Source organism: Agrococcus sp. SGAir0287 (genome assembly GCF_005484985.1).
Lineage (GTDB): Bacteria > Actinomycetota > Actinomycetes > Actinomycetales > Microbacteriaceae > Agrococcus.
In genome coordinates this window covers 3,023,973-3,049,327 of the sequence record NZ_CP027942.1, presented here as the reverse complement: position 1 = coordinate 3,049,327, position 25,355 = coordinate 3,023,973, and the positions used below count along the sequence as shown (strand labels likewise).

The 25,355-nt window shown below is 73.4% G+C and carries 31 protein-coding genes; 19 read left to right on the top strand and 12 right to left on the bottom strand.

The genetic code is table 11. The features are described from left to right. Positions 1 to 75 precede the first annotated feature (75 nt). Positions 76 to 978 (bottom strand): DUF2510 domain-containing protein, encoded by a 903-nt coding sequence (locus tag C1N71_RS14630; protein ID WP_175414258.1) that lies wholly within the window; start codon positions 976 to 978, stop codon positions 76 to 78. A gap of 180 nt (positions 979 to 1,158) precedes the next feature. Between C1N71_RS14630 and C1N71_RS14625 the strand changes: the two genes are divergently transcribed. From C1N71_RS14625 to C1N71_RS14610, 4 genes are all read left to right on the top strand, one after another. Then, positions 1,159 to 2,226, top strand: a complete 1,068-nt coding sequence (locus C1N71_RS14625) for an NYN domain-containing protein (RefSeq protein WP_137757079.1) — start codon at positions 1,159 to 1,161, stop codon at positions 2,224 to 2,226. Between the two features lie 111 nt (positions 2,227 to 2,337). Continuing rightward, the gene (locus C1N71_RS14620; RefSeq protein ID WP_137757078.1) at positions 2,338 to 3,114 is read left to right on the top strand and encodes an ABC transporter ATP-binding protein; all 777 of its coding nucleotides are present in this window, start codon (positions 2,338 to 2,340) and stop codon (positions 3,112 to 3,114) included. Then, complete coding sequence (locus tag C1N71_RS14615; RefSeq protein WP_137757077.1) at positions 3,111 to 4,442, top strand: FtsX-like permease family protein; 1,332 nt, start codon at positions 3,111 to 3,113, stop codon at positions 4,440 to 4,442. Before C1N71_RS14620 ends, C1N71_RS14615 begins: the two co-directional genes overlap by 4 nt. Before the next feature lie 205 nt (positions 4,443 to 4,647). After that, entirely contained in the window at positions 4,648 to 5,088 is a 441-nt protein-coding gene (locus C1N71_RS14610) for a nitroreductase/quinone reductase family protein (RefSeq protein WP_137757076.1), read from the top strand. A gap of 15 nt (positions 5,089 to 5,103) precedes the next feature. Here the strand turns inward: C1N71_RS14610 and C1N71_RS14605 are convergent, their stop codons facing one another. Continuing rightward, positions 5,104 to 6,345: an amidohydrolase gene (locus C1N71_RS14605; RefSeq protein ID WP_137757075.1), complete on the bottom strand. Its 1,242-nt coding sequence runs from the start codon at positions 6,343 to 6,345 to the stop codon at positions 5,104 to 5,106. An 80-nt stretch (positions 6,346 to 6,425) separates the two neighbouring features. Continuing rightward, a complete protein-coding gene (locus C1N71_RS14600) occupies positions 6,426 to 6,698 on the bottom strand; it encodes a YciI family protein (RefSeq protein WP_137757074.1) in 273 nt (90 codons plus the stop codon). A gap of 62 nt (positions 6,699 to 6,760) precedes the next feature. Here C1N71_RS14600 and C1N71_RS14595 point away from each other — a divergent pair, with 62 nt between their 5' ends. Then, entirely contained in the window at positions 6,761 to 7,456 is a 696-nt protein-coding gene (locus C1N71_RS14595; RefSeq protein ID WP_137757073.1) for a Type 1 glutamine amidotransferase-like domain-containing protein, read from the top strand. A gap of 9 nt (positions 7,457 to 7,465) precedes the next feature. On the opposite strand, the gene C1N71_RS14590 is transcribed toward C1N71_RS14595, so the two are convergent. From C1N71_RS14590 to C1N71_RS15415, 4 genes are read right to left on the bottom strand one after another with little or no spacing between them, the layout of a single operon-like run. After that, positions 7,466 to 8,278: a nitroreductase family protein gene (locus C1N71_RS14590; protein ID WP_137757072.1), complete on the bottom strand. Its 813-nt coding sequence runs from the start codon at positions 8,276 to 8,278 to the stop codon at positions 7,466 to 7,468. Between the two features lie 2 nt (positions 8,279 to 8,280). Beyond that, positions 8,281 to 8,610 carry a hypothetical protein gene (locus C1N71_RS14585; RefSeq protein WP_137757071.1) on the bottom strand — a complete coding sequence of 110 codons (330 nt, stop codon included), beginning with the start codon at positions 8,608 to 8,610 and terminating at the stop codon, positions 8,281 to 8,283. After that, positions 8,607 to 9,302 (bottom strand): methyltransferase domain-containing protein, encoded by a 696-nt coding sequence (locus tag C1N71_RS14580; protein ID WP_254678032.1) that lies wholly within the window; start codon positions 9,300 to 9,302, stop codon positions 8,607 to 8,609. Before C1N71_RS14580 ends, C1N71_RS14585 begins: the two co-directional genes overlap by 4 nt. Then, complete coding sequence (locus C1N71_RS15415; protein WP_254678031.1) at positions 9,299 to 10,408, bottom strand: type III polyketide synthase; 1,110 nt, start codon at positions 10,406 to 10,408, stop codon at positions 9,299 to 9,301. The genes C1N71_RS14580 and C1N71_RS15415 overlap by 4 nt, the downstream gene beginning before the upstream one ends. 160 nt (positions 10,409 to 10,568) lie before the next feature. Here C1N71_RS15415 and C1N71_RS14570 point away from each other — a divergent pair, with 160 nt between their 5' ends. The 3 genes from C1N71_RS14570 to C1N71_RS14560 all read left to right on the top strand — a co-directional run bounded on the left by C1N71_RS14570 (position 10,569) and on the right by C1N71_RS14560 (position 12,824). Then, on the top strand, positions 10,569 to 11,450 hold the full coding sequence (locus tag C1N71_RS14570) for a DNA-formamidopyrimidine glycosylase family protein (protein ID WP_137757068.1): 882 nt from the start codon (positions 10,569 to 10,571) through the stop codon (positions 11,448 to 11,450). 95 nt (positions 11,451 to 11,545) lie between these two features. Next, on the top strand, positions 11,546 to 12,196 hold the full coding sequence (locus C1N71_RS15095) for a TetR/AcrR family transcriptional regulator (RefSeq protein ID WP_175414257.1): 651 nt from the start codon (positions 11,546 to 11,548) through the stop codon (positions 12,194 to 12,196). Between the two features lie 118 nt (positions 12,197 to 12,314). Further along, on the top strand, positions 12,315 to 12,824 hold the full coding sequence (locus C1N71_RS14560; protein WP_137757374.1) for an NUDIX domain-containing protein: 510 nt from the start codon (positions 12,315 to 12,317) through the stop codon (positions 12,822 to 12,824). On the opposite strand, the gene C1N71_RS14555 is transcribed toward C1N71_RS14560, so the two are convergent. Beyond that, positions 12,821 to 13,270: a VOC family protein gene (locus C1N71_RS14555; protein ID WP_137757067.1), complete on the bottom strand. Its 450-nt coding sequence runs from the start codon at positions 13,268 to 13,270 to the stop codon at positions 12,821 to 12,823. The genes C1N71_RS14560 and C1N71_RS14555 overlap by 4 nt on opposite strands. Positions 13,271 to 13,317: 47 nt before the next feature. On the opposite strand from C1N71_RS14555, the gene C1N71_RS14550 reads away from it, so the two are divergent. From C1N71_RS14550 to C1N71_RS14510, 9 genes are all read left to right on the top strand, one after another. After that, positions 13,318 to 14,139: a thioesterase family protein gene (locus C1N71_RS14550; protein WP_175414256.1), complete on the top strand. Its 822-nt coding sequence runs from the start codon at positions 13,318 to 13,320 to the stop codon at positions 14,137 to 14,139. Then, positions 14,136 to 14,912, top strand: a complete 777-nt coding sequence (locus C1N71_RS14545; protein WP_254678030.1) for an endonuclease III domain-containing protein — start codon at positions 14,136 to 14,138, stop codon at positions 14,910 to 14,912. The genes C1N71_RS14550 and C1N71_RS14545 overlap by 4 nt, the downstream gene beginning before the upstream one ends. A gap of 11 nt (positions 14,913 to 14,923) precedes the next feature. Then, positions 14,924 to 15,823, top strand: coding sequence for a pyridoxal 5'-phosphate synthase lyase subunit PdxS (pdxS, locus tag C1N71_RS14540; protein ID WP_137757065.1), 900 nt, complete (start codon positions 14,924 to 14,926; stop codon positions 15,821 to 15,823). After that, positions 15,820 to 16,395 (top strand): pyridoxal 5'-phosphate synthase glutaminase subunit PdxT, encoded by a 576-nt coding sequence (pdxT, locus tag C1N71_RS14535; protein ID WP_137757064.1) that lies wholly within the window; start codon positions 15,820 to 15,822, stop codon positions 16,393 to 16,395. Before pdxS ends, pdxT begins: the two co-directional genes overlap by 4 nt. A 61-nt stretch (positions 16,396 to 16,456) precedes the next feature. Then, positions 16,457 to 17,053 (top strand): hypothetical protein, encoded by a 597-nt coding sequence (locus tag C1N71_RS14530; protein WP_137757063.1) that lies wholly within the window; start codon positions 16,457 to 16,459, stop codon positions 17,051 to 17,053. Then, positions 17,050 to 17,295: a hypothetical protein gene (locus C1N71_RS14525; RefSeq protein ID WP_137757062.1), complete on the top strand. Its 246-nt coding sequence runs from the start codon at positions 17,050 to 17,052 to the stop codon at positions 17,293 to 17,295. The genes C1N71_RS14530 and C1N71_RS14525 overlap by 4 nt, the downstream gene beginning before the upstream one ends. 4 nt (positions 17,296 to 17,299) lie before the next feature. Next, on the top strand, positions 17,300 to 17,896 hold the full coding sequence (locus tag C1N71_RS14520) for a hypothetical protein (protein ID WP_137757061.1): 597 nt from the start codon (positions 17,300 to 17,302) through the stop codon (positions 17,894 to 17,896). Then, positions 17,893 to 18,708, top strand: coding sequence for a sulfurtransferase (locus tag C1N71_RS14515; protein WP_137757060.1), 816 nt, complete (start codon positions 17,893 to 17,895; stop codon positions 18,706 to 18,708). The genes C1N71_RS14520 and C1N71_RS14515 overlap by 4 nt, the downstream gene beginning before the upstream one ends. Positions 18,709 to 18,773: 65 nt before the next feature. Beyond that, a complete protein-coding gene (locus tag C1N71_RS14510) occupies positions 18,774 to 19,769 on the top strand; it encodes an alpha/beta hydrolase (protein ID WP_137757059.1) in 996 nt (331 codons plus the stop codon). 20 nt (positions 19,770 to 19,789) lie between these two features. Here the strand turns inward: C1N71_RS14510 and C1N71_RS14505 are convergent, their stop codons facing one another. From C1N71_RS14505 to C1N71_RS14490, 4 genes are read right to left on the bottom strand one after another with little or no spacing between them, the layout of a single operon-like run. Beyond that, positions 19,790 to 20,587, bottom strand: a complete 798-nt coding sequence (locus C1N71_RS14505; RefSeq protein ID WP_137757058.1) for an ABC transporter permease — start codon at positions 20,585 to 20,587, stop codon at positions 19,790 to 19,792. Positions 20,588 to 20,597: 10 nt separating this feature from the next. After that, positions 20,598 to 21,488: an ABC transporter permease gene (locus tag C1N71_RS14500; protein ID WP_137757057.1), complete on the bottom strand. Its 891-nt coding sequence runs from the start codon at positions 21,486 to 21,488 to the stop codon at positions 20,598 to 20,600. Positions 21,489 to 21,513: 25 nt separating this feature from the next. Further along, positions 21,514 to 22,701: an ABC transporter substrate-binding protein gene (locus C1N71_RS14495; RefSeq protein ID WP_254678029.1), complete on the bottom strand. Its 1,188-nt coding sequence runs from the start codon at positions 22,699 to 22,701 to the stop codon at positions 21,514 to 21,516. Between the two features lie 26 nt (positions 22,702 to 22,727). Beyond that, on the bottom strand, positions 22,728 to 23,819 hold the full coding sequence (locus C1N71_RS14490) for an ABC transporter ATP-binding protein (protein WP_254678028.1): 1,092 nt from the start codon (positions 23,817 to 23,819) through the stop codon (positions 22,728 to 22,730). A 117-nt stretch (positions 23,820 to 23,936) separates the two neighbouring features. Between C1N71_RS14490 and C1N71_RS14485 the strand changes: the two genes are divergently transcribed. Next, a complete protein-coding gene (locus C1N71_RS14485) occupies positions 23,937 to 24,671 on the top strand; it encodes a GntR family transcriptional regulator (RefSeq protein ID WP_137757055.1) in 735 nt (244 codons plus the stop codon). Next, positions 24,668 to 25,327 carry a cache domain-containing protein gene (locus tag C1N71_RS14480; RefSeq protein ID WP_137757054.1) on the top strand — a complete coding sequence of 220 codons (660 nt, stop codon included), beginning with the start codon at positions 24,668 to 24,670 and terminating at the stop codon, positions 25,325 to 25,327. Before C1N71_RS14485 ends, C1N71_RS14480 begins: the two co-directional genes overlap by 4 nt. Positions 25,328 to 25,355 lie beyond the last annotated feature (28 nt).

Below are 25,355 nucleotides of genomic sequence, written 5' to 3'. Positions count from 1 at the left end.
CGATCCGTGGCGCTGCGACCAGGGATGGAAGCACGACGGCCCGGGCGCGATGCCCGGGCCGTCGTGCGGTCTCGATCAGCGCTGCGTGACGGTGACCGTCGCGGTGAGCGCGTCGCCGAAGTACTCCTCGACCGAGAGGGTGTACGTGCCGGCGGTCAGCGGGACCTCGAGCAGCGAGTCGACGCCCTCGCCGCTGTCGTCGTCCTCCCACGTCTGCCCGTTGCCCGTCAGGGTGATCCGCGGGTCGGCGCCGTTCGTGGCGGCGACGCTGATCTCGTACGTGCCGTCGGTGGTGATCTCGAACTGCGTGACCGACGGCGCGCCACCCTCGGCGACCTGGACCTGCCACGACCCGGGGCCCTGCGCGCCGCCACCCGTGCCGCCGCCTCCGCCGCCCTGCGTCTGCGTCTGCTGCGTGGCGTTCGAGATGAGGTTCGTCACGAGGAGGCCGCCGCCGACGACGAGCAGCAGCACGAGCACGAGGCCACCCGCGACGAGGCCGATGACGAGGCCCTTGCGGCTCTTCCTCGGCTGCTGGTCGTACTGGTTCCACTGCTGGGTGCCGGCCTGGCTGAAGTCCTGCGGCGCGCCGTAGGTCGGCTGCGCCTCCTGCTGCCCCCACGCCTGGCCGGCGGGCTGCTGCCACGACGGGGTCTCCTGCTGCTGCCACGACGGTGCGGATGCGGCGGGCGTCGACGGCGTCGGGCTCCACGACGCGGCGGATGCGTCGGTCGACGGCTGCCCGTCCCAGCCCGTGCTGGACGCGGCGGAGGGCTCGGGCGACCACGACTGCTCCGTGCTCGCCGCGCTGCTCGCGTCGGCTGCGCCGGCATCCGTCGCCGCGGCGTCCTTCGGCTTGAAGCGGTCGTCGCTCGCGGCGGGCTCCTGCGACGGCGCCCACTGGGTGCCGTCCCACCAGCGCGTCGCGCCCTCGCGCTCGGGGTCCGGATACCAGCCTGCGGGGGTCGTGCTGCTCACGTCGGGTCTCCTCGTGCACTCGTCGCGTCCTGCGACGCCCTGACGACCGCCGGAAGGGGCGACGGCCCGGGTGGATGGTACTCCCGCGCACCTGATCGGCGGCAGGGCTGGCGACGCACGGCGTCGCACACCGCGTCCCACCGCACGGATGCGACACTGGAGGCCGCCGAAAGGGGCTTCATGATCGATCCGGCCGACTCCCGCGTCGCCGTCTACATCGACTTCGACAACATCGTCATCTCGCGCTACGACCAGCTGCACGGCAGGGGCACCTTCCATCAGCAGCGGGTGAAGTCGGTGCAGCGCGGATCGACGGATGCGGTCGCGACGCGCGTCGAGCAGGCGACGGTCGACGTCGGCGCGATCCTCGACTACGCGGCGTCGTTCGGCACGCCCGTCATCTCGAAGGCGTACGCCGACTGGTCGGTCGCGGTGAACGCCGGCTACCGGCAGCAGCTGCTCTCGCGCGCCGTCGACCTCGTGCAGCTGTTCCCCACGACGCGCGGCATCAAGAACGGCGCCGACATCCGCCTCGCCGTCGACGTCATGGAGGATCTGTTCCGCCTGCCCGACATCACGCACGTCGTGATCGTCGCCGGCGACTCCGACTACATCGCGCTCGCGCAGAAGGCGAAGCGCCTGGGCCGCTTCGTCGTCGGCATCGGCGTGGCCGGCTCGACGTCGAAGTCGCTCGCCGCCGCGTGCGACGAGTTCGCCGACTACGACGCGCTGCCCGGCGTCGAGCGCCCGGTGATCCCGACCAAGGCCGAGCTCGCCGAGCAGGCGCGGGCGACGCAGGCCGCGGCACAGGCCGAGGAGGCCCAGACGCCGACCGAGGCCGAGCAGCCGAGGACGACCGGACGCCGCCGCAGGCCGAAGGCCGACGATGCGACCGCCGAGGCGCCGGCGACCGAGGCGAAGGCGCCGCCCGCGTCGAAGCCCGTCGAGCGGGAGATCGTCGAGATCGACGACGACGAGGACGACGAGGGCGCCGACCCGATCGGCGACGCCGAGGAGGCCGCTGCGGCGCTGCTCGAGCGAGCGATGCGCGTGAGCCACGCGAAGGACGACGACGAATGGCTGCACGCCAACGTCGTGAAGGCGCAGATGAAGCGCATGGATCCCTCGTTCAACGAGAAGTCGCTCGGCTACCGCTCGTTCACCGACTTCGTGACGGCGCACGAGGAGCTCGCGCAGATGCGCGAGGAGGGGCAGGCCCGCCTCATCCGGCTGCGGTCGAAGGACTGACCCGCTCGTCCCACGGCACCCCATCCCCTCATCCGCCCGGATGAGGGGATGCCGTCCGGATCGTCCGCTCGCCCGACGCGACGGCGAGGGCCACGCGGCGAGGCTTGCAGCATGCAAGCGATCAGTGCGCGGGGACTCCGCAAGACCTTCGGACCGACCACCGCCCTCGCGGGCGTGGACGTCGACGTCGCGCCCGGCGAGGCCGTGGCGATCATGGGGGCGTCGGGCTCCGGCAAGACGACCCTCCTCCACGCCCTCGCGGGCATCGTGACCCCGGACGCGGGCACCGTGCACCTCGCGACGCCCATGGGCGTCGTCGACGTCGCGCGGCTCTCGGATGCGGAGCGCACGCGGCTGCGTCGCGAGCGCTTCGGCTTCGTGTTCCAGGAGGGCATGCTCGTGCCCGAGCTCACGGCCGTCGAGAACGTCGCGCTCGCCCTCATGCTCGTCGGCGCCTCGCGTGCGGCGGCGACGCAGGAGGCCGCGATGTGGCTCGGCTCGCTCGGGCTCGCGGGCATGGAGGATCGCCGCATCGGCCAGCTCTCGGGCGGCCAGGCGCAGCGCGTCGCGATCGCCCGCGCGCAGGTGACGGGTGCATCCATCGTCTTCGCCGACGAGCCGACCGGCGCTCTCGACTCGGTGACGAGCGCCGAGGTGATGTCGGCCCTGCTGTCGGCGACCGTCGGCCGCGGTCGCACGCTCGTGCTCGTGACGCACGACGAGCAGGTGGCCGCGCGCTGCTCGCGCGTCGTGCGGATGCGCGACGGACTGCTCGTCGAGACCCACGCCGCGGCCGCCCCAGCGGCCCCTTCCGGCACGCTGCCGCCGCCCGCGCCGGGCACGGCCGTCGCAGCACCCGCCGCGCAGCAGTGGCAGGTGCGCGCATGAGCGCCCTCCGTCTCGCGCCGCTGCTGCTGCGCCCTGCGACGCAGGGCGCCGCGGTCCTCGCGCTGCCCGCAGTCGCCTTCGCGGTCACGACGTGGCTCCTCGGCATCGTCGTCGGTGGCGCGCGGGCGTTCTTCACCTGGACGTCGATGGACGCCGCCTTCTACCAGCTCCTCGCGATCGTCGCGCTGGCGCTGCTCGCCGTGCCGCTCGCGACCCTCGGTGGGGCTGCCGCCCGGCTCTCGGCCCGGCGCCGCGACGACCGGCTCGCCGCGCTGCGCCTGCTCGGCGCGACGAGCGGCACCGTCCTCGCGCTCGCGGTCGGAGAGGCGACGATCCTCGCCCTCGTCGGCGCCATCGTCGGCGTCGCAGCCGCGACCGCCACCGCGCCCCTCATCGGCCTCATCCCCTTCGACGGCGCACCGCTGAGTGCGAGCGCGATGCTGCCGCCCGCATGGGCGATCGGTCTCGTGGCGGCCGTCACGCTGCTCGCCGCGGCGAGCGCGCTGCTGTCGATGCGTCGCGTGATGGTGACGCCGCTGGGCGTCGCCCGACGCGAGACGCCGGCACGCGTGCACTGGATCGTCGTCGTGCTCGCCATCGCAGGCATGGCGATCGTCGCGAGCGCGTTCTCGTCGTTCTCCAGCATCGGCGCCGCGCTCGGCGTCGTCGCCCTGGTCGCGGTCCTCGGCATCGGCTTCGGCGTCGCGATGCTCGTGCTGCAGCTGCTCGGCCCCTGGCTCCTCGGCGTGCAGGCGCGCTGGCAGGTGCGTCGCGCGCAGACGCCTCCCCGGCTCCTCGCCGCCCGCACGGTGCTCGAGTCGCCGAAGGCGGCCTGGCGGCAGGTGGGCGGCGTCGCGCTCGTGACGTTCGTCGGCGTCATCGCCGGGGTCGGCTCGGCCCTGCTCGGCACCGCCGAGGCCGCGGGCGAGGCGTCGCTCGCCGCCGACATCCGCACCGGCCTCGTCATCACCGTCGTCGGCTCGTTCGTCACGGTCGCGTGCACGGTGGGCCTCACGCAGGCCGCATCGATCCTCGACGGTCGCGCCGTCTCTCGTGCGCTGCACCACGGCGGCATGGACGTGGCGACGATGGATGCTGCGCGGAGGCGGGCCGTGCTGTCGCCGCTCCTGCTCGTCGTGGTCGTGGCGGCCGTCGCGGCAGGCGTGCTCGTCGTGCCGCTGCTCGGCTTCGCGCTGCTGCTCGATCCCCTCACCATCCTCGTCACGGTGGGCGTCGTGGCGCTCGGGGTGCTGATCGTCGCCGCGGGCCTGCTCGCGACGCGGCCGCTGCTGCGGCGCGTGGCGACGGCGCACGTCGCGATCGCGTAGGGCGCCTCGGGTCAGCGACGCCCACCACACGCTCCCTGAGGTGCGAGCCCGAAGGGCGAGCCTCGAAGGGTCCCCGATCGTTCGCGTCGGTCCAGGGGCCCCTCTCGAGGCTCGCTCCGCTCGCACCTCGAGGAGCGGTCATGCGAGCGACCGCGCCCCGGCGGGCGGCAGGAACACCCGGGCCGCGCCCGGCGTTGCCCTCACCATGGCCTTCAACGACATGATCATCGACGCCTTCCGCGCTGGCGAGGGCGAGGTGCGCGAGCCGATCGACTTCGGTCGATCGCTCGGCCTCCTGCACATCCCGAAGCGCGACGGCACGATCGCGCTCATCCCGCTCATGGCGATCGAGCAGGGCGGCTCGTGGCACGTCGTGGCGAGCGCCGCCGGATCGCCGCAGCACCCCGCCTGGTCGTACTCGCTGCGCCGAGCCTCGGAGATCGACCTCGAGGTCGCCGGCGACATCGGCGCGCCGATCCGCGTCGTCCGCGTGGCGGTGACCGAGCTCACCGGTGCCGAGCGCGATCGGATGTGGGAGGCCTTCACCCAGGTCGGCGAGGGGTTCCGCGGCTACGAGGCGAAGGCCCAGGGCCGCGTGTTCCCGATCTTCCGCCTCACGCCGCTCGAGCAGCCCGACGCGGCCTGACGCGAACGGTGCGCGTCAGCGACCGAGGTGCGCGAGCACCGCGGTCGTCATGGCGCGCACGGCCGTATCCAGCGTCGGCTGCAGCACGGGCACGAACCCGGGGGAGTGGTTCGAGGGGATGTCGGTGAGCAGCGTGCCGGCGGCCTCGGCGGCGGCGTAGCGCTCGTCGTCGATGCCGCCCGTGAACCAGAAGGCGTAGGGGCGGCCGTAGGCGGCGGCGAGCTCCGAGAAGTCCTCCGAGCCCGACAGGCGCACCATCGGGTGCACGTCGTCGCCGAACTCCTCGGCGAGCGCGGCGGTGAGGGTCGCGGTCGTCTCGGGGTCGTTGTCGGTGACGGGCGCCCACAGCGTGCGCTCGATCGTGGCGGGCTCGGGTGCGCCGGCCGCCTGGCACTCGGCCTGCACGATGCGCTCGACCGCGGCGCGCATCCGCGTGCGCAGCTCCTCGTCGTACGTGCGCATGCTGATGCCGAGGCGTGCGGTGTCGGGGATGATGTTCGACTTCGTGCCGGCGTGGATCGTGCCGACCGTGAGCACCGCCTGCGCCGTCGACGGGATCTCGCGGCTCACGATCGTCTGCAGGCGCAGCACGATGGATGCGGCCAGCACGACGGGGTCGACGGTCGTCTCGGGCTGCGAGCCGTGACCGCCACGGCCGTGGATCGTGACGATGAGCTCGTCGCACGCAGCCATGACGGGGCCGGGTGCGATGCGCACGCTCGACGCGGGGTAGGGGCCGACGTGCTGGCCGAGCGCGACGTCGATGTCGGGCACGATGGCGCGCAGCGCATCCGTCATGCCGCGGGCGCCGCCGATGGTCTCCTCGGCAGGCTGGAAGACGACGACGAGCGTGCCGCTCCACGCGTCGCGGTGCTCGGCGAGCAGGCGCACGGATCCCTGCAGCGTCGCCATGTGCACGTCGTGGCCGCACGCGTGCATGACGCCGACGGTCTGCCCGTCGATCTCGGCGGTCTGCGTCGAGCGGTACTCGACGATCGCGTCCTCGACGACCGGCAGGCCGTCCATGTCCGCGCGCACGAGGATCGTGGGGCCCTCGCCGTTGCGGAGGATGCCGACGACGCCCGTGGAGGCGCCGACGCCCTCGTGCACCTCGTCGACGCCCGTCGCACGCAGCTCGGCGGCCATGCGCGCCGCGGTTTCGTGCTCGCGATCCGACAGCTCGGGATGCGCGTGGAGGTGCCGGTACAGCTCCTCGGTGAACGGGCGGACGGAGGCCAGGTCGTCGAGCACGCGCATGCCGCTCAACCTACAGCGAGACGTTCTGAGGCTCTCGGCCGTCTCTGCTGTTGGATCCGTCCGAACACCTCAGATGTGGGTCAGAGGGGGCGGATGCCGCCGATCGCGGGGTTCCACTCCTCGATCGCCGTGATGACGACGCCGGGGTGGGTCATGTACGGGTCGGCGTCGATCGCCTGCTGCACGCGGTCGCGGTCCGCCGCGAAGAGCAGCAGGGCGCCCTCGCCGTGCTCGTACGGGCCGGCCGCGAGCAGCACGCCCTCCTCGACGAGGCCCTGCAGCAGCTCGCGATGGCGGGGGCGCAGCTCGAGGCGGCCGGGGTCGTCGGTGTAGCGCAGGTGCACGGCGATCATGGGCTCGAGCCTAGGCCGCAGACTCCTCGCGCGCCGCCGATCCGCGCGCGTAGCCTGTCGCGATGCGCATGCTCCTCACGTCGAACGGGATCGCCAACGCCGCGATCGAGGAGGCGCTCGTCGACCTCCTCGGCACGCCGATCGCCGAGGCGCGCGTCGTCGTCGTGATCGACGCGATCCTCGGCTTCCCCGGCGACAGCGCCAAGCTGCTCGAGCACCTCGAGCTGCTGCGGTCGCTCGGATGGGCCGAGTTCGACGTCGCCTCGCTCTTCGCCGGCCCTGCCGAGCTGGTGGCATCCCGGCTGCGCAGCGCCGACGTCATCCTGGGCTACGGCGGCAGCGACCTCTGGGCGGCGCACGCGTGGCTGTCGACGGGCCTCGCGCCCGTGCTCGCCGAGCTGCTCGAGGAGAAGGTGTACATCGGCTGGAGCGCAGGCTCGATGATCTTCTCCCGAGGGATGCAGCGCTGGGACTCGGCGGGCAACGGCGAGGAGCGCGAGATGTTCGGGCTCACCGAGGTCGCGCCCGCCGTGCCGCTGTTCGACTGGCGCTTCATCGGGCACCTCGGTGCGGACTTCATGCCTGCAGGCGTCGAGGAGCGGGTGGCCGTCCGCGCAGGCCAGACCGGGCAGCAGGTGTGGTTCATCGACGACGACTCGGCGCTCGTCGTGCGCGACCCGGCCGAGGAGCCCGTCCTGATCTCGACGGGCCACTGGCGCCGCTACGACGCCGACGGCTCGCTCGCCGACTCGCGCTGAGCCGCTCGCTCAGCCGCGCGCGTCGCCCGGCGCGTCGTCCCAGCCGAGCTGCGGCGTCTCGCACGTGTCGCGGAAGACGATCTGCGAGGGGCGCTTGCGCTCGGAGCTCGACCAGTCGATGCGCGGCCTGCGTGCCTCCTCGGGCACGTAGCCGATGCGGTAGACGGCCATGAGCTCGAGCTCGTCGGGCACCTTGAACAGCTCGACGATGCGCTCCCACTGCCCCGGCACCTCCATGGGGAACGAGATGAACTGGATGCCGAGGCCGAGCTCGACGGTCGAGAGCCAGAGGTTCTCCATCGCCGCACCCATGCTGAACAGCGAGTAGAACGACGACAGCTCGCCCGGGCGGTGCTCGGCGCGGTCGAGCATGACGCCGAGCAGCAGCGGCGCGCCCGCGACGAGTCGCCGGTTCTCCTCGCCGAGCGTCTGCGGCACCTTGAGCGAGTTCATGAGCCGCTGCCCGCGCGGCGTCATCGCCTGGCTCGTGAAGGGCCGCAGGGGCGCGGGGAGGCGGTCGAACAGCATCCCGTCGCGACGCTCCTCCATCTCCCGCTTCGAGAAGCGGAAGTAGCGCTTGTAGCGCTCGAAGAAGGTGCCGTTCGACATCGCCTCCGTCATGCTCGCCCCGCTGATCGCGGCGATCTGCTCGATCGTCGCGCGGTCCTCGGTGATGACGAAGCGCCACGGCTGGCTGTTGAGCTGCGAGGGCGCGCGGCCCGCCATCTCGATGAGGAGCCGCTGATGCTCCTCGCGCACGGGATCGGGCAGGAACGCGCCGTTCGTGGTGCGGCGACGGCGGATGGCGTCGAACAGCTCCATGGTCACTCCTTCTCCAGGGGCAGGGTCGCGGCGACGAGCCACGGCGCGGCGGTGAGCGCGACGAGCGGATGCCGCGTGGATCGCGTGGGGATGCGCGGCAGCGTCGCGAGCGGCAGCAGCGCGGGCAGGATGCGGCCGGCGCGGCGGGGCGCGTCGACGAGGCCGACGACGACGGCGGCGGCCGCGAGCGTCGTGACGCCGATGAAGCCGACGTGGTGCACCCATCGGTGGCGCTCGTTGCGCCACGCGCCGGTCGCGAGGCCGACGCCCATCGACGCGGTCGTCGCATAGACCGCGAGGGCGCCGACCGCCAGCCGCCGCGACGCCGTCACGCTCGCCTCCCGCGGTCGAGCACGGCGAGCAGCCGGTAGGGCGCGAGCCGCTCGACGCGCCACGGGTCGGGCACGAGCGTGCGCAGCTCTGCGGCGCGATGGCTGCGTCGGATGGATGCGGTGCCGTCGTCGTGCAGCAGGGATCCCCGCCGCAGCGGCCACGTGGCGAGCCCGAAGGCGACGAGCGGCACGCGTGCGCGCTCGAGGTCGGCGTGGATCGCGAGCCGATCGGTCAGCGCCTCGCTGTCCGCGAGCACGCCGGCGAGCGCGCGGTCGTCGAGATGGTGCAGCACGTGGTTCGAGACGACGACGTCGAAGCGACGGCCGTCGGCGACGAGATCGGCGCTCGACGCGCGCTCGAACCGCACGCCCGGAGCCGGTCGCGCCGTCGCGAACGCGTGCGCGCGCTCGTCGGGGTCGATGCCCGTCACGAGCGCGTCGATGCCGTCGGAGCGGATCCAGCTGGCGAGGGCTCGGGCGACGTCCCCGCCGCCCGAGCCGACGTCGAGGACCGTCGCGGTGCGATCCCGCGGCAGCGTCGGTCGGATGCGGCGGACGTAAAGCCATCGCCAGCGCGACACGATGCGGTTCACCGTCTCGAACTGCCGGTAGGTGCGCTCGAGCAGCGCGACATCGACGTGCGGATCGTCCATGCGCTCGAGCTCGTGCGAGCGCCGCTCGAGCGACCTCACGCCGGCTCCTGCATGGTCAGGAGGGCCGACTCCATCGTGAGCCCCGGCCCGAAGGCCATCGCGCACACCTGCTCGCCCGGCGATCGCTCGCGCAGCTGCGCCTGGAGGATGTGCAGCACCGTCGCGCTCGACATGTTGCCGCGCTCGGCGAGCACGCGCCGCGAGGGCGCTAGCGCCGCGTCGTCGAGCCCGAGCGTGCGCTGCACGGTGTCGAGGATGGCGCGACCGCCCGGGTGCACCGCCCATCCCGCGACCTCGGGCCACGACCCCGCCCGACGCGCGTCGGCGAGCGGCGCGATCGCCTCGACGACGTTGGCACCGATGAGCCGTGGCACGGCGCCCGAGAGCACCATCTCGAAGCCCTCGTCGCCGATGGTCCACGCCATCTCCTCCTCGCTGGAGGGCGCGATGGCCGAGGCGAGGGCGTCGATGCGCAGGCTCGACCGCGGCTGCGGGCGCACGGCGACGATGGCGGCGCCGGCGCCGTCGGCGAAGACCGACGAGGCGACGATCGTGTCGGGATCGCTCGACGATCGCAGGTGCAGCGAGCACAGCTCGACGCAGACGACGAGCACGACGGCGCGCGGATCGGCGCGGCAGATCGCGTCGGCGGCGCGGAGCGCGGGGAACGCGGCGTAGCAGCCCATGAAGCCCACGTGGAGGCGCGGGGTCGACGACGGCAGCCCGAGGTCGCGCACGAGCAGATGGTCGATGCCGGGCGCGAAGAACCCCGTGCACGAGGCCGTCACGACATGGGTGATCGAGGTCGGCTCGAGCCCGCCGTCTGCGAGCGCCGCGCTCGCCGCATCGAGCGCGAGCGTCGGCGCGTGCTCGGCGTACCGCGTGTTGCGCACCCGCGTCGACGGGCTGCGCAGGGCGTCGTGCTCGACGTCGAAGAAGGGCGTCTCGCGGGGCTCGACGAGCTCGTCGAGCACGACGTGCCGCGCGTCGATCGCCGACGCGTCGAACGCCGTGCGCACGAGGCGCGCGCCCAGCCGCGTGAGATCCGGCTGCCGCGCGAGGAGGTCGCGCGCCGCCTGCTGCTCGAGCCGGGCGGCGGGCACCGCCGTACCGATGGCGCAGATGGCCGGGGCGGATGCTGGCACGTGGTCTCCTCGCACGTCGCACCTCGTACGACGTGCCCCCAGCATGCCCCGTCGAGCCCATGCGGCGTCAGGGGGTCGCGGGCGCGTCGGCGGGTCGCGAGGATGCGCGACGCACGCGCGACCCCTCGCGCATGTCGGCGGCGGCGGGCAGACTGCTCGCATGCCCGAGCTGCCCGAGGTGCAGGCGCTCGCCGACGATCTGCGCGGCCGCCTCGTCGGCCGACGCGTGCGTCGGCTCGACGTCTACGCCATCTCGGCGCTGAAGACCTTCGACCCGCCTGCGCGTGCGCTCGACGGCGGCGAGGTCACGAGCGTCGAGCGGCACGGCAAGTGGCTCGACCTGGCGGTCGCGACGGTCGGCGACGCCCCGAGCGTGCTGCACGTGTGCATCCACCTCGCTCGCGCAGGGTGGCTGCGGTGGCGCGACGAGGCGCCGAAGGCTCGGCCGCGCATGGGCAAGGGCCCGCTCGCTGCGCAGCTCATGCTCGACGACGACGCGGGCTTCGACATGACGGAGGCCGGCACGAAGAAGGGGCTCGCGATCCACGTCGTGCGCGACCCGAGCGACGTGCGCGACATCGCGACGCTCGGTCCCGACCCGCTCGCGCCCGACTTCGACGAGGCGGCGTTCGGCGCGGTGCTCGACGAGGCGGGGCGCGCGCAGATCAAGGGCGTGCTGCGCAGCCAGCGGCGCATCGCGGGCATCGGCAACGCCTACTCCGACGAGATCCTCCACGTCGCGCGCATGTCGCCGTTCCATCCGGCGTCGATGGGCGCCGACGATCGGCACCGCCTGTACGTCGCGATGCGCGAGACGCTGCAGGATGCGGTGACGGCGCGGTCGGGCGTGCCCGCGTCGAGCCTCAAGTCCGAGAAGCGCAGCGACATGCGCGTGCACGGGCGCACGGGCGAGGCGTGCCCGGTCTGCGGCGACACGATCCGGCAGGTCGAGTACGCCGACTCGACCTTCCAGTACTGCCCCACGTGCCAGACGGGCGGCAGGCCGCTCTCCGATCGCGTCCTGTCCCGCCTGCTGCGCTGACGGCGCGCCGTGTACCCCGACGCGGCATCCATCGTCGGCAGGGCTATGCTCGGGCGGGTTCGTGAGGATGAGTCAGCAACCGGAGGCATCGCGCGATGACCGAGAGCACCGCGATCGCCGGCGCCGCGCCGGAAGCCCTGCCCGACGGCATCGGGGTGCGCATCGAGACGCCGTCGCCGCGCGCAGGGCGTCGCATCGACGCGCTGCTCGACGCCGCGGCGCATGAGGTCGCCGCGCGCGGGCGCGAGTCGCTGACGACGGGCGACGTCGCCGCGCGCGCCGAGGTGTCGATCGGCACGGTGTACCGCTACTTCCCCGACCGCACGGCGCTGCTCGAGGCGCTCGGCACGCGTGCGCGGCTGCGCCTGCACCGCCACCTCGACGAGATCCTCGCGATCGCCGCCGCCGACGACGCGTCGGTCGCGCGCGCGATCGTCGCGGCCATCCGAGCGACGCGCGATGCCGAACCGTCGTACCTCGCGCTCGGCATCGGCGACCGCGTCGATCCCGTCGACGCGTTCGACGCGGAGGCCGCGTGGATCGAGGCGACTGGCCCGGCCGTCGCCGCGCTCGTCGCGCTCGGCGCGGACGCCTGGAGGGCGCGGACGGCTACGCTGCGCGCGGCGATGCTCGTCGACGCCATGGTGCGCGCGGGCGGCGCGGACGACGCCCGGGTGCTCGACGTCGTCGCGATCGAGGCCGTGCGTCGCAGCCTCGACCCCGAGGCGTTCGCCGAGGCCGCCTGACCCACGCTCCTTCCGCGTCGCACGTCGACGGCCGCGCGGGCAGGATGGCAGCGTGACCGACGAGCGAGCGACCGGCTGGACGACCACCTCGACCCGCGAGGTGTACGCCAACCGATGGATGCGGCTGCGCGAGGACGAGGTCGTGCGCCCCGACGGCGGCTCCGGCATCTACGGCGTCGTCGAGGTCGCGAACCCCGCGGTGTTCGTCGTCGCGCTGACGGACGACGACGAGGTCGTGCTCGTGCACCTCTACCGCTACACGACCGGCCGCTGGTCGATCGAGGTGCCCGCGGGCTCGACCGACGGCGAGGATGCGCTCGTCGCCGCGCGTCGGGAGCTCGCGGAGGAGACGGGGCTCGAGGCGGCCGAGTGGATCCGTGTCGGCGGCATGTCGTCGCTCAACGGCATCTGCGACGCCCCCGAGCACGTCTTCCTCGCCCGCGGCCTGCGGCCGGTCGGCGGCGGCGCGGCAGCCACGCGCGCGACGCAGGAGGAGGAGGGCATCGCCGACGTGCGGCGCGTGCCCTTCGGCGAGGTCCTCGCGATGATCGGCCGTGGCGAGATCGTGGACGCCGAGACGATGGCGGCGATGCTCCACGTCGCGGTGCACCTCGGCCGCGTCCGCTAGGAGGGCAGCGGGTCGCGCTGCAGATCCTGTGCCAGCATCACCAGGATGTCGCTCGGCCCTCGCAGATACGTCAGCAGGAACGCATCCCTGTATCGAGCGACGCCTCGGAGCGGATGCGCACCGTGGCGGGCCGCGACCGCGATCGCCTCCTCGAGGTCGTCGACCTGGAAGGCGACGCGGTGCATGCCGATCTCGTTCGCCACCGCGGGCTCCCGCTCGATCGGCGCGGGGTGGAGGGGCTGGAAGAGCTCGAGCTCGCCGTCGCCGCTCGGCGTGCGCAGCATGGCGATGCGCGCGTGGTTGCCGTCGAGCCCGACGGCGACGTCGGCCCACTCGCCGCGCACCTCGTCCGTGCCGACGAGCGTCATGCCGAGGTCCGTGAGGAAGGCGACGGCGGCGTCGAGGTCGCGCACGGCGATGCCGACGTTCACGAAGCGGATGTCCATGTCGCGACGGTAGCCGCGCGCGACGCGTGCCCGCCAGGATGGAGCCGATGAGCGACGACGCCTACTTCCTCCCCGCAGGCACCCACGAGGATGCGGAGGTGCTGCAGCCGACGGCGCACACGGGCAGCCCGTGGACCGCGAGCCTGCAGCACGGCGGCCCCGTCGCGGGCCTGCTGTGGCGTGCGTGCGAGGGCGCGCCGGGTGCGGCGGGCTGGATGCTCACGCGCCTCGCGGTCGAGCTGCTCGGCCCCGTGTCGCTCGAGGAGGTCGCCGTGCGCGCCGACGTCGTGCGCTCGGGGCGGTCCGCCGATCTCGTGGAGGCCGAGGTGCTGCAGCGCGGGCCCGGCGGAGGCTGGCGGCCGGCGGCGCGCGCCCGTGGCTGGCGCATGCGCACGGTGGACACCGCCGCCGTCGCATACCGTGCGGGCGGGCGCCACGCGCTGCCACCCGAGGGATCTCCCACGCTGCACGACGCACCCGTGCCGCCGCTGTGGCTCGAGGGCTTCGTCGGCTCGCTCGACTGGCGCTTCGCCTCCACCTTCGGCCGGCGCGGCGCGCCCACGGTCGCGTGGGCCCGGCTGCGGATGCCGTTCGTGGCGGGCGAGGAGCCCAGTCCGTCGCTGCGCGCGATCCTGCCGATCGATGCGGCGAACGGCGTGGGCGCCAGGCTCGACACGCGCGCGTGGACGTTCATCAACACCGAGCTCGCCATCCATCTCTTCGAGCGTCCGACCGGGGAGTGGACGGGCATCGAGGCGGAGTCGTCGATCGGGTCGGAGGGCGTCGGGCTCAGCCAGGCGGTCGTGCACGACCAGCACGGTCCCGTCGGCCGGATCGCGCAGTCGTTGCTCGTGACGCCCCTCGCGTGAGCCACGACGGGCACGACCGCGCCGACGGATCCGCGCCGGCGGACGATGCCGGTCTGCCGCTGCTGCGCGCCCTGCACGACGCGCTGCTCGCGCGGATGGGTCCGCAGGGGTGGTGGCCGGCGGACGGCCGGTTCGAGATGATGCTCGGCGCCGTGCTCGTGCAGCACACGCGCTGGGAGAACGCGGCGATCAGCATCGGTCGCCTCCGCGAGGCGGGGCTGCTCGATCCCGCAGCGCTCGCGACGGCCGAGCCGCAGGAGCTCGTGCCACTCCTGCGCCGCAGTGGCTTCATGCTCGCGAAGGCGCGCGCCCTCGTCGCGCTCGCAGCGTGGACGGTCGAGCACGGCGGCGAGCACGGTGCCCTCGAGCACCTCGACGACGCCGCGCTGCGGGCCTCGCTGCTCGCGGTGCGCGGCGTCGGACCCGAGACGGCCGACGTCATCGCCCTGTACGCCTTCGACCGAGCGGCCTTCATCCCCGACGCCTACGCCTGGCGGCTGCTCATGGGCCTCGGCCACGACGTGCCGCGCCCCTACGAGCGGCTGCGCCGCCATCTCGCGCCGCACGTGCGCGCCGCCGGGCTGTCGGCGCACGAGCAGCAGGAGCTGCACGCGCTCGTCGACGAGTTCGGCAGGCTCGCCGCCCGCGACCCCGCGCTGCTGGCCGCGCTGGCGGCCGATCTCGCGTCCGCAGCCGATGATCGCCAAGTGGACCGCGCGGGCCGGGCCACGCAGGACCACTCCGGGCCGACTGGCCTGGAGCACCCTGCGTAGCGTCCCACCCCATGAGCGACGATCAGGTTCCCACCCGCGCGACGGACGGCGTCAAGCGCGGCCTCGCCGAGATGCTGAAGGGCGGCGTCATCATGGACGTCGTCACCCCCGAGCAGGCCCGCATCGCGGAGGACGCCGGCGCCGTGGCCGTCATGGCCCTCGAGCGTGTGCCGGCCGACATCCGCGCGCAGGGCGGGGTGGCACGCATGTCGGACCCCGACCTCATCGACGCCATCAAGGCGGAGGTCTCGATCCCCGTCATGGCGAAGGCGCGCATCGGCCACTTCGTCGAGGCGCAGGTGCTGCAGGCGCTCGAGGTCGACTACGTCGACGAGTCGGAGGTGCTGAGCCCCGCCGACTACGCGAACCACATCGACAAGTGGCGCTTCGAGGTGCCGTTCGTGTGCGGTGCGACGAACCTCGGCGAGGCCATGCGCCGCATCGCCGAGGGCGCCGCGATGATCCGCTCGAAGGGCGAGGCGGGCACGGGCGACGTCTCGGAGGCGACGCGGCACATCCGCACGATCTCCAAGGAGATCCGCGCCCTCGCATCCCTCTCGGACGACGAGCTGTACGTCGCCGCGAAGGAGCTGCAGGCTCCGCTGCCACTGGTGCAGGAGGTGGCGCGCGAGGGTCGCCTGCCCGTCGTGCTCTTCGTCGCCGGCGGCGTCGCGACCCCCGCTGACGCGGCGATGATGATGCAGCTGGGCGCCGACGGCGTCTTCGTGGGCTCGGGCATCTTCAAGTCCGGCAACCCCGTCGAGCGCGCCGCCGCGATCGTCCGCGCCACGGCGCAGTTCGACGACGCGCTGGCGATCGCCGCGGCGTCGCGCGGGCTCGGCGAGGCGATGGTGGGCATCAACGTCGCCGACCTCCCCGCACCCCACCGACTGGCAGAGCGCGGCTGGTGACGCGCGTCGGCGTGCTCGCGCTCCAGGGCGACGTGCGCGAGCACCTCGCCGTGCTCGACGCGCTCGGTGCCGCGGCGACGACCGTGCGCACCCCGGCGCAGCTCGACGACGTCGACGCGCTCGTCGTCCCTGGTGGCGAGTCGTCGGTCATCGATCGGCTGAGCCGCATCCTCGGCCTGCGCGAGCCGCTGCGGCGCCGCATCGCCGACGGCATGCCGGTGCTCGGCACGTGCGCCGGGCTCATCCTGCTCGCCGACCGCGTGCTCGACGCGGCGCCCGGCCAGCAGACGCTCGGCGGACTGGACGTCACCGTGCGTCGCAACGCGTACGGGAGCCAGGTCGACTCGTTCGAGACGGCGGTCGCGATGCCGGCGATCGGCGAGCGACCCGTGGCGGCGTCGTTCATCCGCGCACCCGTCGTCGAGGAGGTCGGCGACGGCGTGGCGGTGCTCGGGCGCCACGAGGGTCGCATCGTGGCCGTCGAGCAGGGGGCGCGCATCGGCGTGGCCTTCCATCCCGAGCTCGTCGGCGACGACCGCGTCCATCGGCGGCTGCTCGACCGCGCGGCCTGAGGCGGTGGGGGCAGCGGACGAGCGGTCGGGCGCTCCCGCGAGGGCGATACCCTGGGATGCAGTGAGCACGATCGAGCACCGGGGCGGCCAGGCGCCGTCCGTGCCGAGCGACCGCCCGGCGTGGCAGCTGCCCGCGGTGCGCGCCGTGCCCGCCGTGGTCGTCGGCGTCGCCGTCACCTTCCTGCAGTCGCACGACGCGCTCGTCGGTCTCGCCGCGTTCGCGCTGCTGTCGCTGGCGACGGGTGCCGCGCTCGTCGCGCTGCGCGGCTGCGTCCCGGCGTCCGTGCGCCGATTCCCGCTCGTCGCAGGCTCCGCCGGCCTCGTCGCGGGCGTCGCCGCGGCCGCGCTCGCGATCGCGGCGCCGTCGGGGACCGCGCTGAAGGTCGTCGTCGCGGCGTGGGCGCTCGTCGCCGGCGTGGCCGAGGGCTGGGCGTGGTGGTCGTCGCGTGCGACGAGCGGGCCGCGCGCGCGGCGCATCGCCGCCGACTGGCGCTTCGTCGCGGCCTTCACGCTCGTGGCCGCCGTCGTCTTCGCGGCGCTGCCCGCGCACGACGTCGTGCTCGTCGGGCTCGTCGGCGCGTACGCCATCATCGTGGGCGTCTTCCACGGCATCGCCGCCTTCTCCGCCCGTGCCGAGCCGAGGGAGGCATCCGCATGAGCCCGTCGAAGCCGTCGCGTCGCGACCGTCTGAAGCCCGTCGAGTACCTCGGCTTCGCCGGCGCCATCGGCGTCTTCTCGGCCCTCGTCGTGCTGCTCGTCATCCGCGAGCCCATGCACGCCATCGTCGTCGGCGGCATCGCCTTCATCGTCTCGCTCGTCGTGATCGCGACGCTGACGCTCGTCGCGAACCCGCCCTCGCAGGAGGAGCGCGACGACCGCGACGGGCCGCGAGGGCACTGACGCCGTGACGACGACGGGCGGGCGGATGCGACTGCTCGCCGCCTGCGCGCTGCTCGGCACGGGGCTCCTCGCCGGCTGCACGACGCAGGACGTCGTCGCGGTCACGCCCGCGATCGACGGCTCCGAGCCGCCGCAGAGCGGTCCCTCCCTGCAGACGGCCGCGATGGTCTTCGACCCGTACCGCTTCGACGTCGACGGCGTCGAAGCCTGCGACGGGCTCGCGGGCCGCGAGGCGCTCGAGGTCTTCGATCGCAGCGGCTGGCCCGAGCTGGGCGTCGCGGCGGGCGAGGCGACGCTCACGTGCGGCAACGCCGACGGCGCCGGATGGCGGCACATCGCCGACGGCCACGCCGGCGACTTCGCCGAGCTCGCCCACGAGGTCGGCGCATCGTGGGAGGACGTCGCGTGGTTCGCGATCGATCAGGCGCTCGAGACGCCGACGAGCGTCGAGGAGTACCGCGACGACATCGTGAACTACGACGTGCGCATCGAGCTCGTGGGCGACACGGGCGAGGTCGAACGTGCGTGGATCGTCACGGTCGGCTACGGTCTCACGTCGAGCAGCATCATCACGTCCTTCCCCGATGAGGTGGATCCTTGACCCTCCACGACCTGGTCTCGACGACCTGGCTCCAGCACCACCTGGGCGACGACGGGCTCGTCGTCGTCGACGCCTCGGTCGGCGCCTACCGGGGCCGCGACGGCATCCCGGGCGCCCTGCGCTTCGACCTCGACGGCGTCATGTCGCGGCACGACACCGACGGCGTGCACGACATGCTCGATCCGCGCGACTTCGAGCAGCGGCTGCGCGACCTCGGCATCCGCGATGGCGACCGCGTCGTCGCCTACGACGCGCAGGGCCTCTTCTCGAGCGCGCGCGCCTGGTGGATGCTCGAGGCCGCCGGCCTCGAGGCTGCGGTGCTCGACGGCGGACTGCCCGCGTGGATCGATGCCGGCGGCGCCGTCGAGCCCACGCGCGAGCGCGCCGAGCGCGCGGGCGACGTGTCGGTGCGCTGGCGCGAGGATGCCTTCGTCGACGCCGACGTCGTGGCGCGCGCCATCGCCTCCGACGAGGCGGTCGTGCTCGATGCGCGGTCGTTCGAGCGCTTCGCGGGCATCGCTCCCGAGCCGCGCGACGGGCTGCGCGGCGGTCACATCCCCGGCTCCGTCTCGCTGCCGTTCGCGGCGCTCGAGTGCGACGGCCGACTGCAGGAGGTCGGCTGTCTCGCCGACCGCATCGACGAGGCAGCAGGCGACGCGCCCATCATCACGACGTGCGGCTCGGGCGTCACCGCCTGCGTCGTCGCGCTCGCGGCGACGCTCGCGGGCCGCGACGACGTGCGCGTCTACGACGGCTCGTGGTCCGAGTGGGGGCGCCCCGACTCGGGCCGCCCCGTCGCCCTCGGCGACTGACCCCCGGAACCCGCCCACCGCGCGCGGCTGCGGGGACGCCCAGTCGTCGTGGATATCGTGATCGCATGGACGACGCCTGGCGCGAGGACGTGCTGGGCGACGGGTTCCACCAGCGCACCCTCCCGCTGAGGCCCGACGACGAGGGAGAGGTCGTCGCGACGCTCGTGCGGGCGCTGCCCAGCCGGCGTCGCCTCTGGCATCCTGAGCGTGCGCTCGAGGACGTCGACGTGCTCTACGTGCACGGCTGGTCCGACTACTTCTTCCAGACGCGCCTCGCACGCTCGTTCACCGACCGCGGCGCCCGCTTCTTCGCCCTCGACCTGCGCAAGTACGGCCGCAGCATCCGGCCCGGCCAGACCCTCGGCTTCGTCGCCGACCTGGGCACGTACGACGAGGACATCGCCGCCGCGCTCGCCGTCATGCGCGAGGACGGCGCCGGGCGCGGGCGGCGTCTCGTGCTGCTCGGGCACTCGACCGGTGGACTCACGCTCACGTTGTGGGCGCATCGGCATCCGGGCGTCGCGAGCGCCGTCATCCTCAACGCTCCCTGGCTCGAGCTGCAGTTCGGGGCGCGGTCGCGCGCGGCCATCACGCCGGTGGCCGAGCTGCGCGGTCGCCTCTCGCCGCTGGCGCCAGCGCCGCAGATCGACCTCGGCTTCTACGCACGCGCGCAGCGGGAGGTGTTCGACGACGAGGATCCGTACGTCGTCGACCACGCCTGGCGGCCGGAGATCGCGATGACGGCGCACGCCGGATGGATCCGCGCCGTGCTCGCCGGCCACGCGCAGGTCGCCGCGGGGCTCGCGATCGAGGTGCCGGTGCTCGTGCTGCTGTCGACGCGCTCCATCCTGCCCACGCGATGGTCGGAGGCGCTCACGGGTGCCGACACGGTGATCGCCGTGGACCCCGTGGCGCGGGCTGCGCTGCACCTCGGCCGGTCGGTGACGATCGAGCGCATCGACGGCGCGCTGCACGACGTCTTCCTGTCGCGCCGCGCGGCGCGCACGGATGCGTACGCGCGCCTGGAGCGCTGGCTCGACGGCATGCTCGCTCGTCGGTGACCGCGGCGGAGCCGCCTGCCTCAGCGCTGCTCGGCCCGCGCCTCCAGCCGCTGCGCGAGCGCGATGGGCACGATCGAGACGATCACGAGCACGACGGCGACCACGTTCACGATCGGCGCCTGGCCCGGCCGGAACATGTTCTGGAAGATCCAGATCGGCAGCGTCGTCACGCCCGGTCCCGCCGTGAACTGCGTGACGATGATCTCGTCGAACGACAGCCCGAACGCGAGCAGCGCTCCGGCGAAGAGCGCTGAGCGCAGCTGCGGCAGCGTGACGAGACGGAACGTCGTGAAGCGGTCGGCGCCGAGGTCGGCGGAGGCGTCGACGAGGTTGCCGTTCAGGCGCCGCAGCCTCGCGAACGCGTTGTTGTAGATCGTGACGATGCAGAACGTGGCATGGCTGACGATGAGGGTGCCGAGCCCGAGCGTCAGCCCGAGGCCCGTGCGGAACAGGTTGTTGAGCACGATGCCCGTCACGATGCCGGGCAGCGCGATCGGCAGCACGATGAGGAGGTTCACCGCCTCCTTGCCGAAGAACGCGAACCGGTCGAGCGCGAGGGCGCACAGCGTGCCGAGCACGAGCGCGATCGCGGTGGCGCACAGGGCGACGACCACGGATGTGCCGACCGCCTGCCACGCGCCGGCGTTCTGCGCGGCGCGACCCCACCACTCCAGCGTGAGCGAGCGCGGCGGCCACGCGAGCGCCTGGCTCGTCGAGAACGCGTTGACGAGCACGACGAGCAGCGGCACGTAGACGAATGCGAGCGCGAGCGCGACGATCGCGACGAACGCCCTGCGCACGGGCTTCGAGATGCGCATGGATGGGCTCCTAGAGGTTTCGCAGCGCGCCCGTGCGGCGCACGGCGAGCAGGAAGAGCAGGATGACGGCGATCGGCACGAGCGCGACGGCGGCCGCCATGGGCACGTTGCCGGCGACGCCGACGTTGTCGTAGATGAGCGTGCCGAGGAACTGCGTCGAGCCGCCGACGATGCGCACGGCGATGTAGTCGCCGAGCGTGAGCGAGAACGAGAAGATCGCGCCCGCGATGATCGCCGGGTACATGAGTGGCAGCACGACGGCCGCGAACGTGCGCAGGTTGCGAGCGCCCAGGTCGCTCGAGGCCTCGACGAGCGAGTCGGGCACCCGCTCGAAGCCCGCGTAGATCGGCATGACGACGTACGGCAGCCAGATGTACGCGAGGGTCACGATCGTGGCGACCTCGCCGAAGCCGGGCGTGATGCCGAGCGACGACAGCAGGCCGCCCTCGATGAAGATCGACCGCCACGCGTACGCCTTCACGAGGTACGACGCCCACAGCGGCATGAGGAACGCGATGACGAGCGTGGCGCGGGCTCGCGGCCCGAACACCTTCGCCATGGCGTAGCCGACGGGCAGCGCGATCGCGACGTCGATGAGCGTCACGAGCAGCGCGGCGCCGAGGGTGCGCACCGTGACGGCGCGGTAGAGGTCCTGCGTGACGATGCGAGCGAGGTTGTCGAGCGTCCACTCCGTGCGGACCTCGTTCGTGAACGAGTCGGTCTGCCAGAGGGCCGTGATCAGCAGGAAGCCGAGGCTCACGACGTAGACGACGACGAGCCAGCCGAGCGGGAGGCCGAGCAGGGCGGCGAGCCCGACGCGCGGATGCCGGTCGAGCGCGCGGGAGGCTCGCCGCACCCCCGTCTCGGGGGGTGCGGCGAGCACCGTGGTGGATGCGGTCATGCGATCGGGTGCGTGGACAGGGGCGTCAGCCCTGGATCTGCTGCCACGCCTCGGTCCAGTCGGCGTAGTCGGTGCACTCGACGTCGGTGCGACCGTCGAGGCACTCGGCGATCGGCGTCGTCCAGTACCAGATCTGCGACGCGTACTCCTCGTCGCCCGCGTGGTACGCCTCGCAGTGGCCCTCGCTCGCGAACTCGCACGCCTCGGGGTTGTTCGGCGCCTCGCCGAAGTACTCCGTCGCCATCGCGTTGCCCTCGGGGCTCGCGATCCAGTCGAGCCATGCGTACGCGCACGCCGTCTGCTCGGTGCCGGACGAGATCATCCACGAGTCCGACCAGCCGGTCGCGCCCTCCTCGGGCAGCGTCGCCGCGACGGGCGTGCCCTCGGCGAGCGAGTTGATGATCACCTGCCACGTCGTGCCGGCCACGATCGATCCGGCCTCGAGACCCTGCAGCTCGAGCAGGTAGTCGCTCCAGTACTCGCCGATGTGCGAGCGCTGCTCGGTGAGCAGGTCGACGGCGGCAGCGAGCTGCTCCTCGTCGAGCGAGTACGGGTTCTCGATGCCGAGGTCCGGCTCGTGCGCCATGAGGTACATCGCGGCGTCGGCGATGTAGATGGGGGAGTCGTAGGCCGTGATGCGCCCGGAGTTCGCAGCCGCGTCCTCGAACACGACCGACCACGACGTGGGCGCCTCGGGGAAGACGTCGGTGCTGTAGGCGAGCAGGTTGGCGCCGTAGCCGTGCGGGATGCCGTAGACGTCGCCGTCGACCGAGTTCCACTCCTGCTCCTTGAGGAACGGGAAGATCGCGTCGTACGAGTCGAGCAGGTCCGTGTTCAGCTGCTGCACCGCGTCGGAGGCGATGAGTCGCAGCGTGAGGTCGCCCGACGCGGCGACGACGTCGAAGCCGCCGTCGCCCATGAGGTTGAAGGCCTCGTCGCTCGTGCCGTAGGTCTGCGACGTGACCGAGCAGCCCGTGGCCTCCTCGAACGGCGTCACCCAATCGACCTCGGGGTCGTTGGTGCCGTCCTCGACGTAGCCGGGCCAGGCGAGGATCGACACCGAGCCGCCCTCGGTGTCGCCGAGCTCGTCGGCGGGGCCGGTCGCCTGACCGCCGCCGCCCGACGTGCCGCACGCGCTGAGCGCGAGCGCGGCGATGCCGAGGCCGGCGCCGATCGCCGCGGTGCGGCGTCGGTGCATGGTGCGTGCCTGCATGATGACTCCTTGCTGTGGTGCGTGGCTCAGGCGGATGCCGTCGCCGGGGTGGGGGTCTCGGGGTCGGTGGTCGCATCGTCGGCGGCGCGCCGCTCGGCGGTCTCGGGCTCGACGAGGTCGCGCACGTCGTCGTGCGCCCATGCGATGCGCACGCGATCGCCGCGCGCGACGCTCGCGTGACCCGACGACGACTGCTCGAGCACGGTCAGGCGCATGCCGGCATCCGTGTCGACGACGCAGCGCACGCTCGCCCCGGCGTAGATGACCTCGGCCACGGTGCCGGGCAGCCCGTCGCCGGTCTCGCCGCGATGGATCTGCAGCTTCTCGGGGCGGATGGCGTGGATGCCGCCGTGGCCCAGCAGCGCGCGCGACTGCGCGTCGTCGAACAGGTTGGAGGTGCCGACGAACGTCGCGACGAAGGGCGTCGCGGGCCGCTCGTAGACCTCGGCGGCCGGGCCGACCTGCTGGATGCGGCCGGCGTCGAACACGGCGATGCGGTCGGAGAGCGTGAGCGCCTCGTCCTGGTCGTGCGTGACGAAGACGAACGTGATGCCGAGGTCGCGCTGCAGCTGCTTCAGCTCGACCTGCATCTGCTCGCGCAGCCCCCGGTCGAGCGCGCCGAGCGGCTCGTCGAGCAGCAGCGCGCGGGGCTCGACGACGATCGCGCGTGCGAGGGCGACGCGCTGCCGCTGGCCGCCGGAGAGCTGGCTCGGACGGCGGGCGCCGTAGTCCGCCAGCCGCATCCGGTCGAGCGCCTCCGTCGCCCTGCGGGTGCGCTCGGCGCGGCCGACGCCGCGCACGCGCAGACCGTAGGCGACGTTCTCGAGCACGCTCATGTGCGGGAAGAGCGCGTAGTCCTGGAAGACGGTGTTGACGGGCCGGTCGTACGGGGCGTCGCCCGAGACGTCCTTGCCGAAGAGCTCCACGGCGCCCGCGGTCGGGGTCTCGAAGCCTGCGATGAGGCGCAGCACCGTGGTCTTGCCGGAGCCGGAGGGGCCGAGCATGGAGAAGAACTCTCCCTCGGCGATGTCGAGATCCACGCCGTCGACCGCCGTGACGGGGCCGAACTCGCGGCGCAGGCCGCGCAGGCGGATGGCCGGCAGATGCGCTTCGGTCACGCGTGCTCCCTTGGCTGTGCGGATGCTGTGCAGTGGGCACCATAAAACCTCTGATTCCAGAGGTTTGGAAGTCGGCAGTGTTACGGTTGCGTCACGAATCCGAGACGGGGGACGTGGATGGAGCAGCCGGCGACGCTCGCGCGCTCCGCCGTCTTCGCCCCGATCGACGAGCTCGGTCGCACCGAGGCCGTCACGGCACGCCTCGAGGAGGCGATCGTGCTCGGCATGCTCCATCCAGGCGAGCGGCTCCCCGCGGAGTCGCGGCTCGCCGAGCGCTTCGGCGTCGCCCCCGCGACCGTGCGCGAGGCGCTCGCGGACCTGCGCGAGCGCCGGCTCGTGACGACGCAGCGCGGGCGGCGCGGCGGCTCCTTCGTCACGCTCGACGACGCCGATCGCGTCGCAGCCATGGAGGACCGCATCGTCGCGCTCTCGAGCGCGGAGCTCGCCGACCTCGGCGTCCACGCCGTCGCCATCGCGGGCACGGGCGCCGCGCTCGCCGCCGAGGAGGCGTCGGCGTTCGAGGCCGCTGCGCTCGCGCGCGACCTCGTCGGCATCGACTTCGACGACGAGCTCGCCGCACGCCGCGGCATCGGCGGCCTGCATCTGCAGGTCGTCGCGCTCAGCCGCTCGGTGCGCCTCGTGCGCGAGCAGGTGCGCTTCCAGCACGCCGACGGTCCGCTGCTCTGGGCGTCGCTGCACGACGCGGACGAGCGCGCGGCGGCACGCGCGGGCGCGGAGCTGCTCGTCGGCGCGATCCGCGACGGCGACGCGGGCGGCGCTCGCGCGCAGGTCGAGGCGGCGTGCGACCGCACCGTGCGGTGGCTCCTCGAGGCGAAGCGGAGGCTCGCATGACCGCGATCGATGCCGTGCGGGTGGTGGTGGACGAGGCCGAGGCCGTGATCGCGCGACTGCGCGGTGCGCTCGCCGATCCCGCCGTCGCCCTCGACGCGGCGGCGGCACTCGCCGTGGTGGAGCGGGTCATGGCGGCGGAGCTCGCCGCGCGTCCCGTGGTGTTCGGCGGCGGCTACGTCGTCGCGCCGGCGCGGCTCGGGCAGCCGCTCATGGCGTGGTGGCAGGCGCTCGGGGCCTCGCGCGACGTGCGCCGGCTCGACGCAGGGGCGACGGATGCGGGCTACGTGCGCTCGTACGAGGACATCGAGTGGTACTGCGTGCCCGCTGACACGGGCGAGGCGCACATGACCGGCCCGTACGTCGACCTGCTGTGCACGGATCAGGCGACGCTCACGTTCACCGCGCCGCTCGTCGTCGACGGCGCCTTCGCAGGCGTGGTCGGCGCAGACGTGACGATCCCGACGTTCGAGCGAGCGATCGGCGACGCGCTGCGGCAGGCAGCCGCCGGCGCCCTCGTCGTGACGAGCGAGGGTCGCGTCGCGGCATCCACCGACCCCGGCGTGCTCGTGCAGCGTCGGCTCCGCGACGAGGCGCTCGCGTCGTACGCGGTCGAGCCCGTGCCTGGCACTCGGCTCTCGGTCGCCCTCCCGCGCTGATCGCGTCCCGCGCTCTCGAGCGAGGGTT

Excerpts from the sequence above, each read along its gene's own strand:
- C1N71_RS14625 (WP_137757079.1), top strand. The coding sequence starts at position 1,159 with ATGATCGATCCGGCCGACTCCCGCGTCGCCGTCTACATCGACTTCGAC.
- C1N71_RS14620 (WP_137757078.1), top strand. The coding sequence starts at position 2,338 with ATGCAAGCGATCAGTGCGCGGGGACTCCGCAAGACCTTCGGACCGACC.
- C1N71_RS14615 (WP_137757077.1), top strand. The coding sequence starts at position 3,111 with ATGAGCGCCCTCCGTCTCGCGCCGCTGCTGCTGCGCCCTGCGACGCAG.
- C1N71_RS14610 (WP_137757076.1), top strand. The coding sequence starts at position 4,648 with ATGGCCTTCAACGACATGATCATCGACGCCTTCCGCGCTGGCGAGGGC.
- C1N71_RS14605 (WP_137757075.1), bottom strand. The coding sequence starts at position 6,345 with ATGCGCGTGCTCGACGACCTGGCCTCCGTCCGCCCGTTCACCGAGGAG.
- C1N71_RS14600 (WP_137757074.1), bottom strand. The coding sequence starts at position 6,698 with ATGATCGCCGTGCACCTGCGCTACACCGACGACCCCGGCCGCCTCGAG.
- C1N71_RS14595 (WP_137757073.1), top strand. The coding sequence starts at position 6,761 with ATGCGCATGCTCCTCACGTCGAACGGGATCGCCAACGCCGCGATCGAG.
- C1N71_RS14590 (WP_137757072.1), bottom strand. The coding sequence starts at position 8,278 with ATGGAGCTGTTCGACGCCATCCGCCGTCGCCGCACCACGAACGGCGCG.
- C1N71_RS14570 (WP_137757068.1), top strand. The coding sequence starts at position 10,569 with ATGCCCGAGCTGCCCGAGGTGCAGGCGCTCGCCGACGATCTGCGCGGC.
- C1N71_RS15095 (WP_175414257.1), top strand. The coding sequence starts at position 11,546 with ATGACCGAGAGCACCGCGATCGCCGGCGCCGCGCCGGAAGCCCTGCCC.
- C1N71_RS14560 (WP_137757374.1), top strand. The coding sequence starts at position 12,315 with ATGCGGCTGCGCGAGGACGAGGTCGTGCGCCCCGACGGCGGCTCCGGC.
- C1N71_RS14555 (WP_137757067.1), bottom strand. The coding sequence starts at position 13,270 with ATGGACATCCGCTTCGTGAACGTCGGCATCGCCGTGCGCGACCTCGAC.
- C1N71_RS14550 (WP_175414256.1), top strand. The coding sequence starts at position 13,318 with ATGAGCGACGACGCCTACTTCCTCCCCGCAGGCACCCACGAGGATGCG.
- pdxS (WP_137757065.1), top strand. The coding sequence starts at position 14,924 with ATGAGCGACGATCAGGTTCCCACCCGCGCGACGGACGGCGTCAAGCGC.
- C1N71_RS14525 (WP_137757062.1), top strand. The coding sequence starts at position 17,050 with ATGAGCCCGTCGAAGCCGTCGCGTCGCGACCGTCTGAAGCCCGTCGAG.
- C1N71_RS14510 (WP_137757059.1), top strand. The coding sequence starts at position 18,774 with ATGGACGACGCCTGGCGCGAGGACGTGCTGGGCGACGGGTTCCACCAG.
- C1N71_RS14505 (WP_137757058.1), bottom strand. The coding sequence starts at position 20,587 with ATGCGCATCTCGAAGCCCGTGCGCAGGGCGTTCGTCGCGATCGTCGCG.
- C1N71_RS14500 (WP_137757057.1), bottom strand. The coding sequence starts at position 21,488 with ATGACCGCATCCACCACGGTGCTCGCCGCACCCCCCGAGACGGGGGTG.
- C1N71_RS14495 (WP_254678029.1), bottom strand. The coding sequence starts at position 22,701 with ATGCAGGCACGCACCATGCACCGACGCCGCACCGCGGCGATCGGCGCC.
- C1N71_RS14485 (WP_137757055.1), top strand. The coding sequence starts at position 23,937 with ATGGAGCAGCCGGCGACGCTCGCGCGCTCCGCCGTCTTCGCCCCGATC.
- C1N71_RS14480 (WP_137757054.1), top strand. The coding sequence starts at position 24,668 with ATGACCGCGATCGATGCCGTGCGGGTGGTGGTGGACGAGGCCGAGGCC.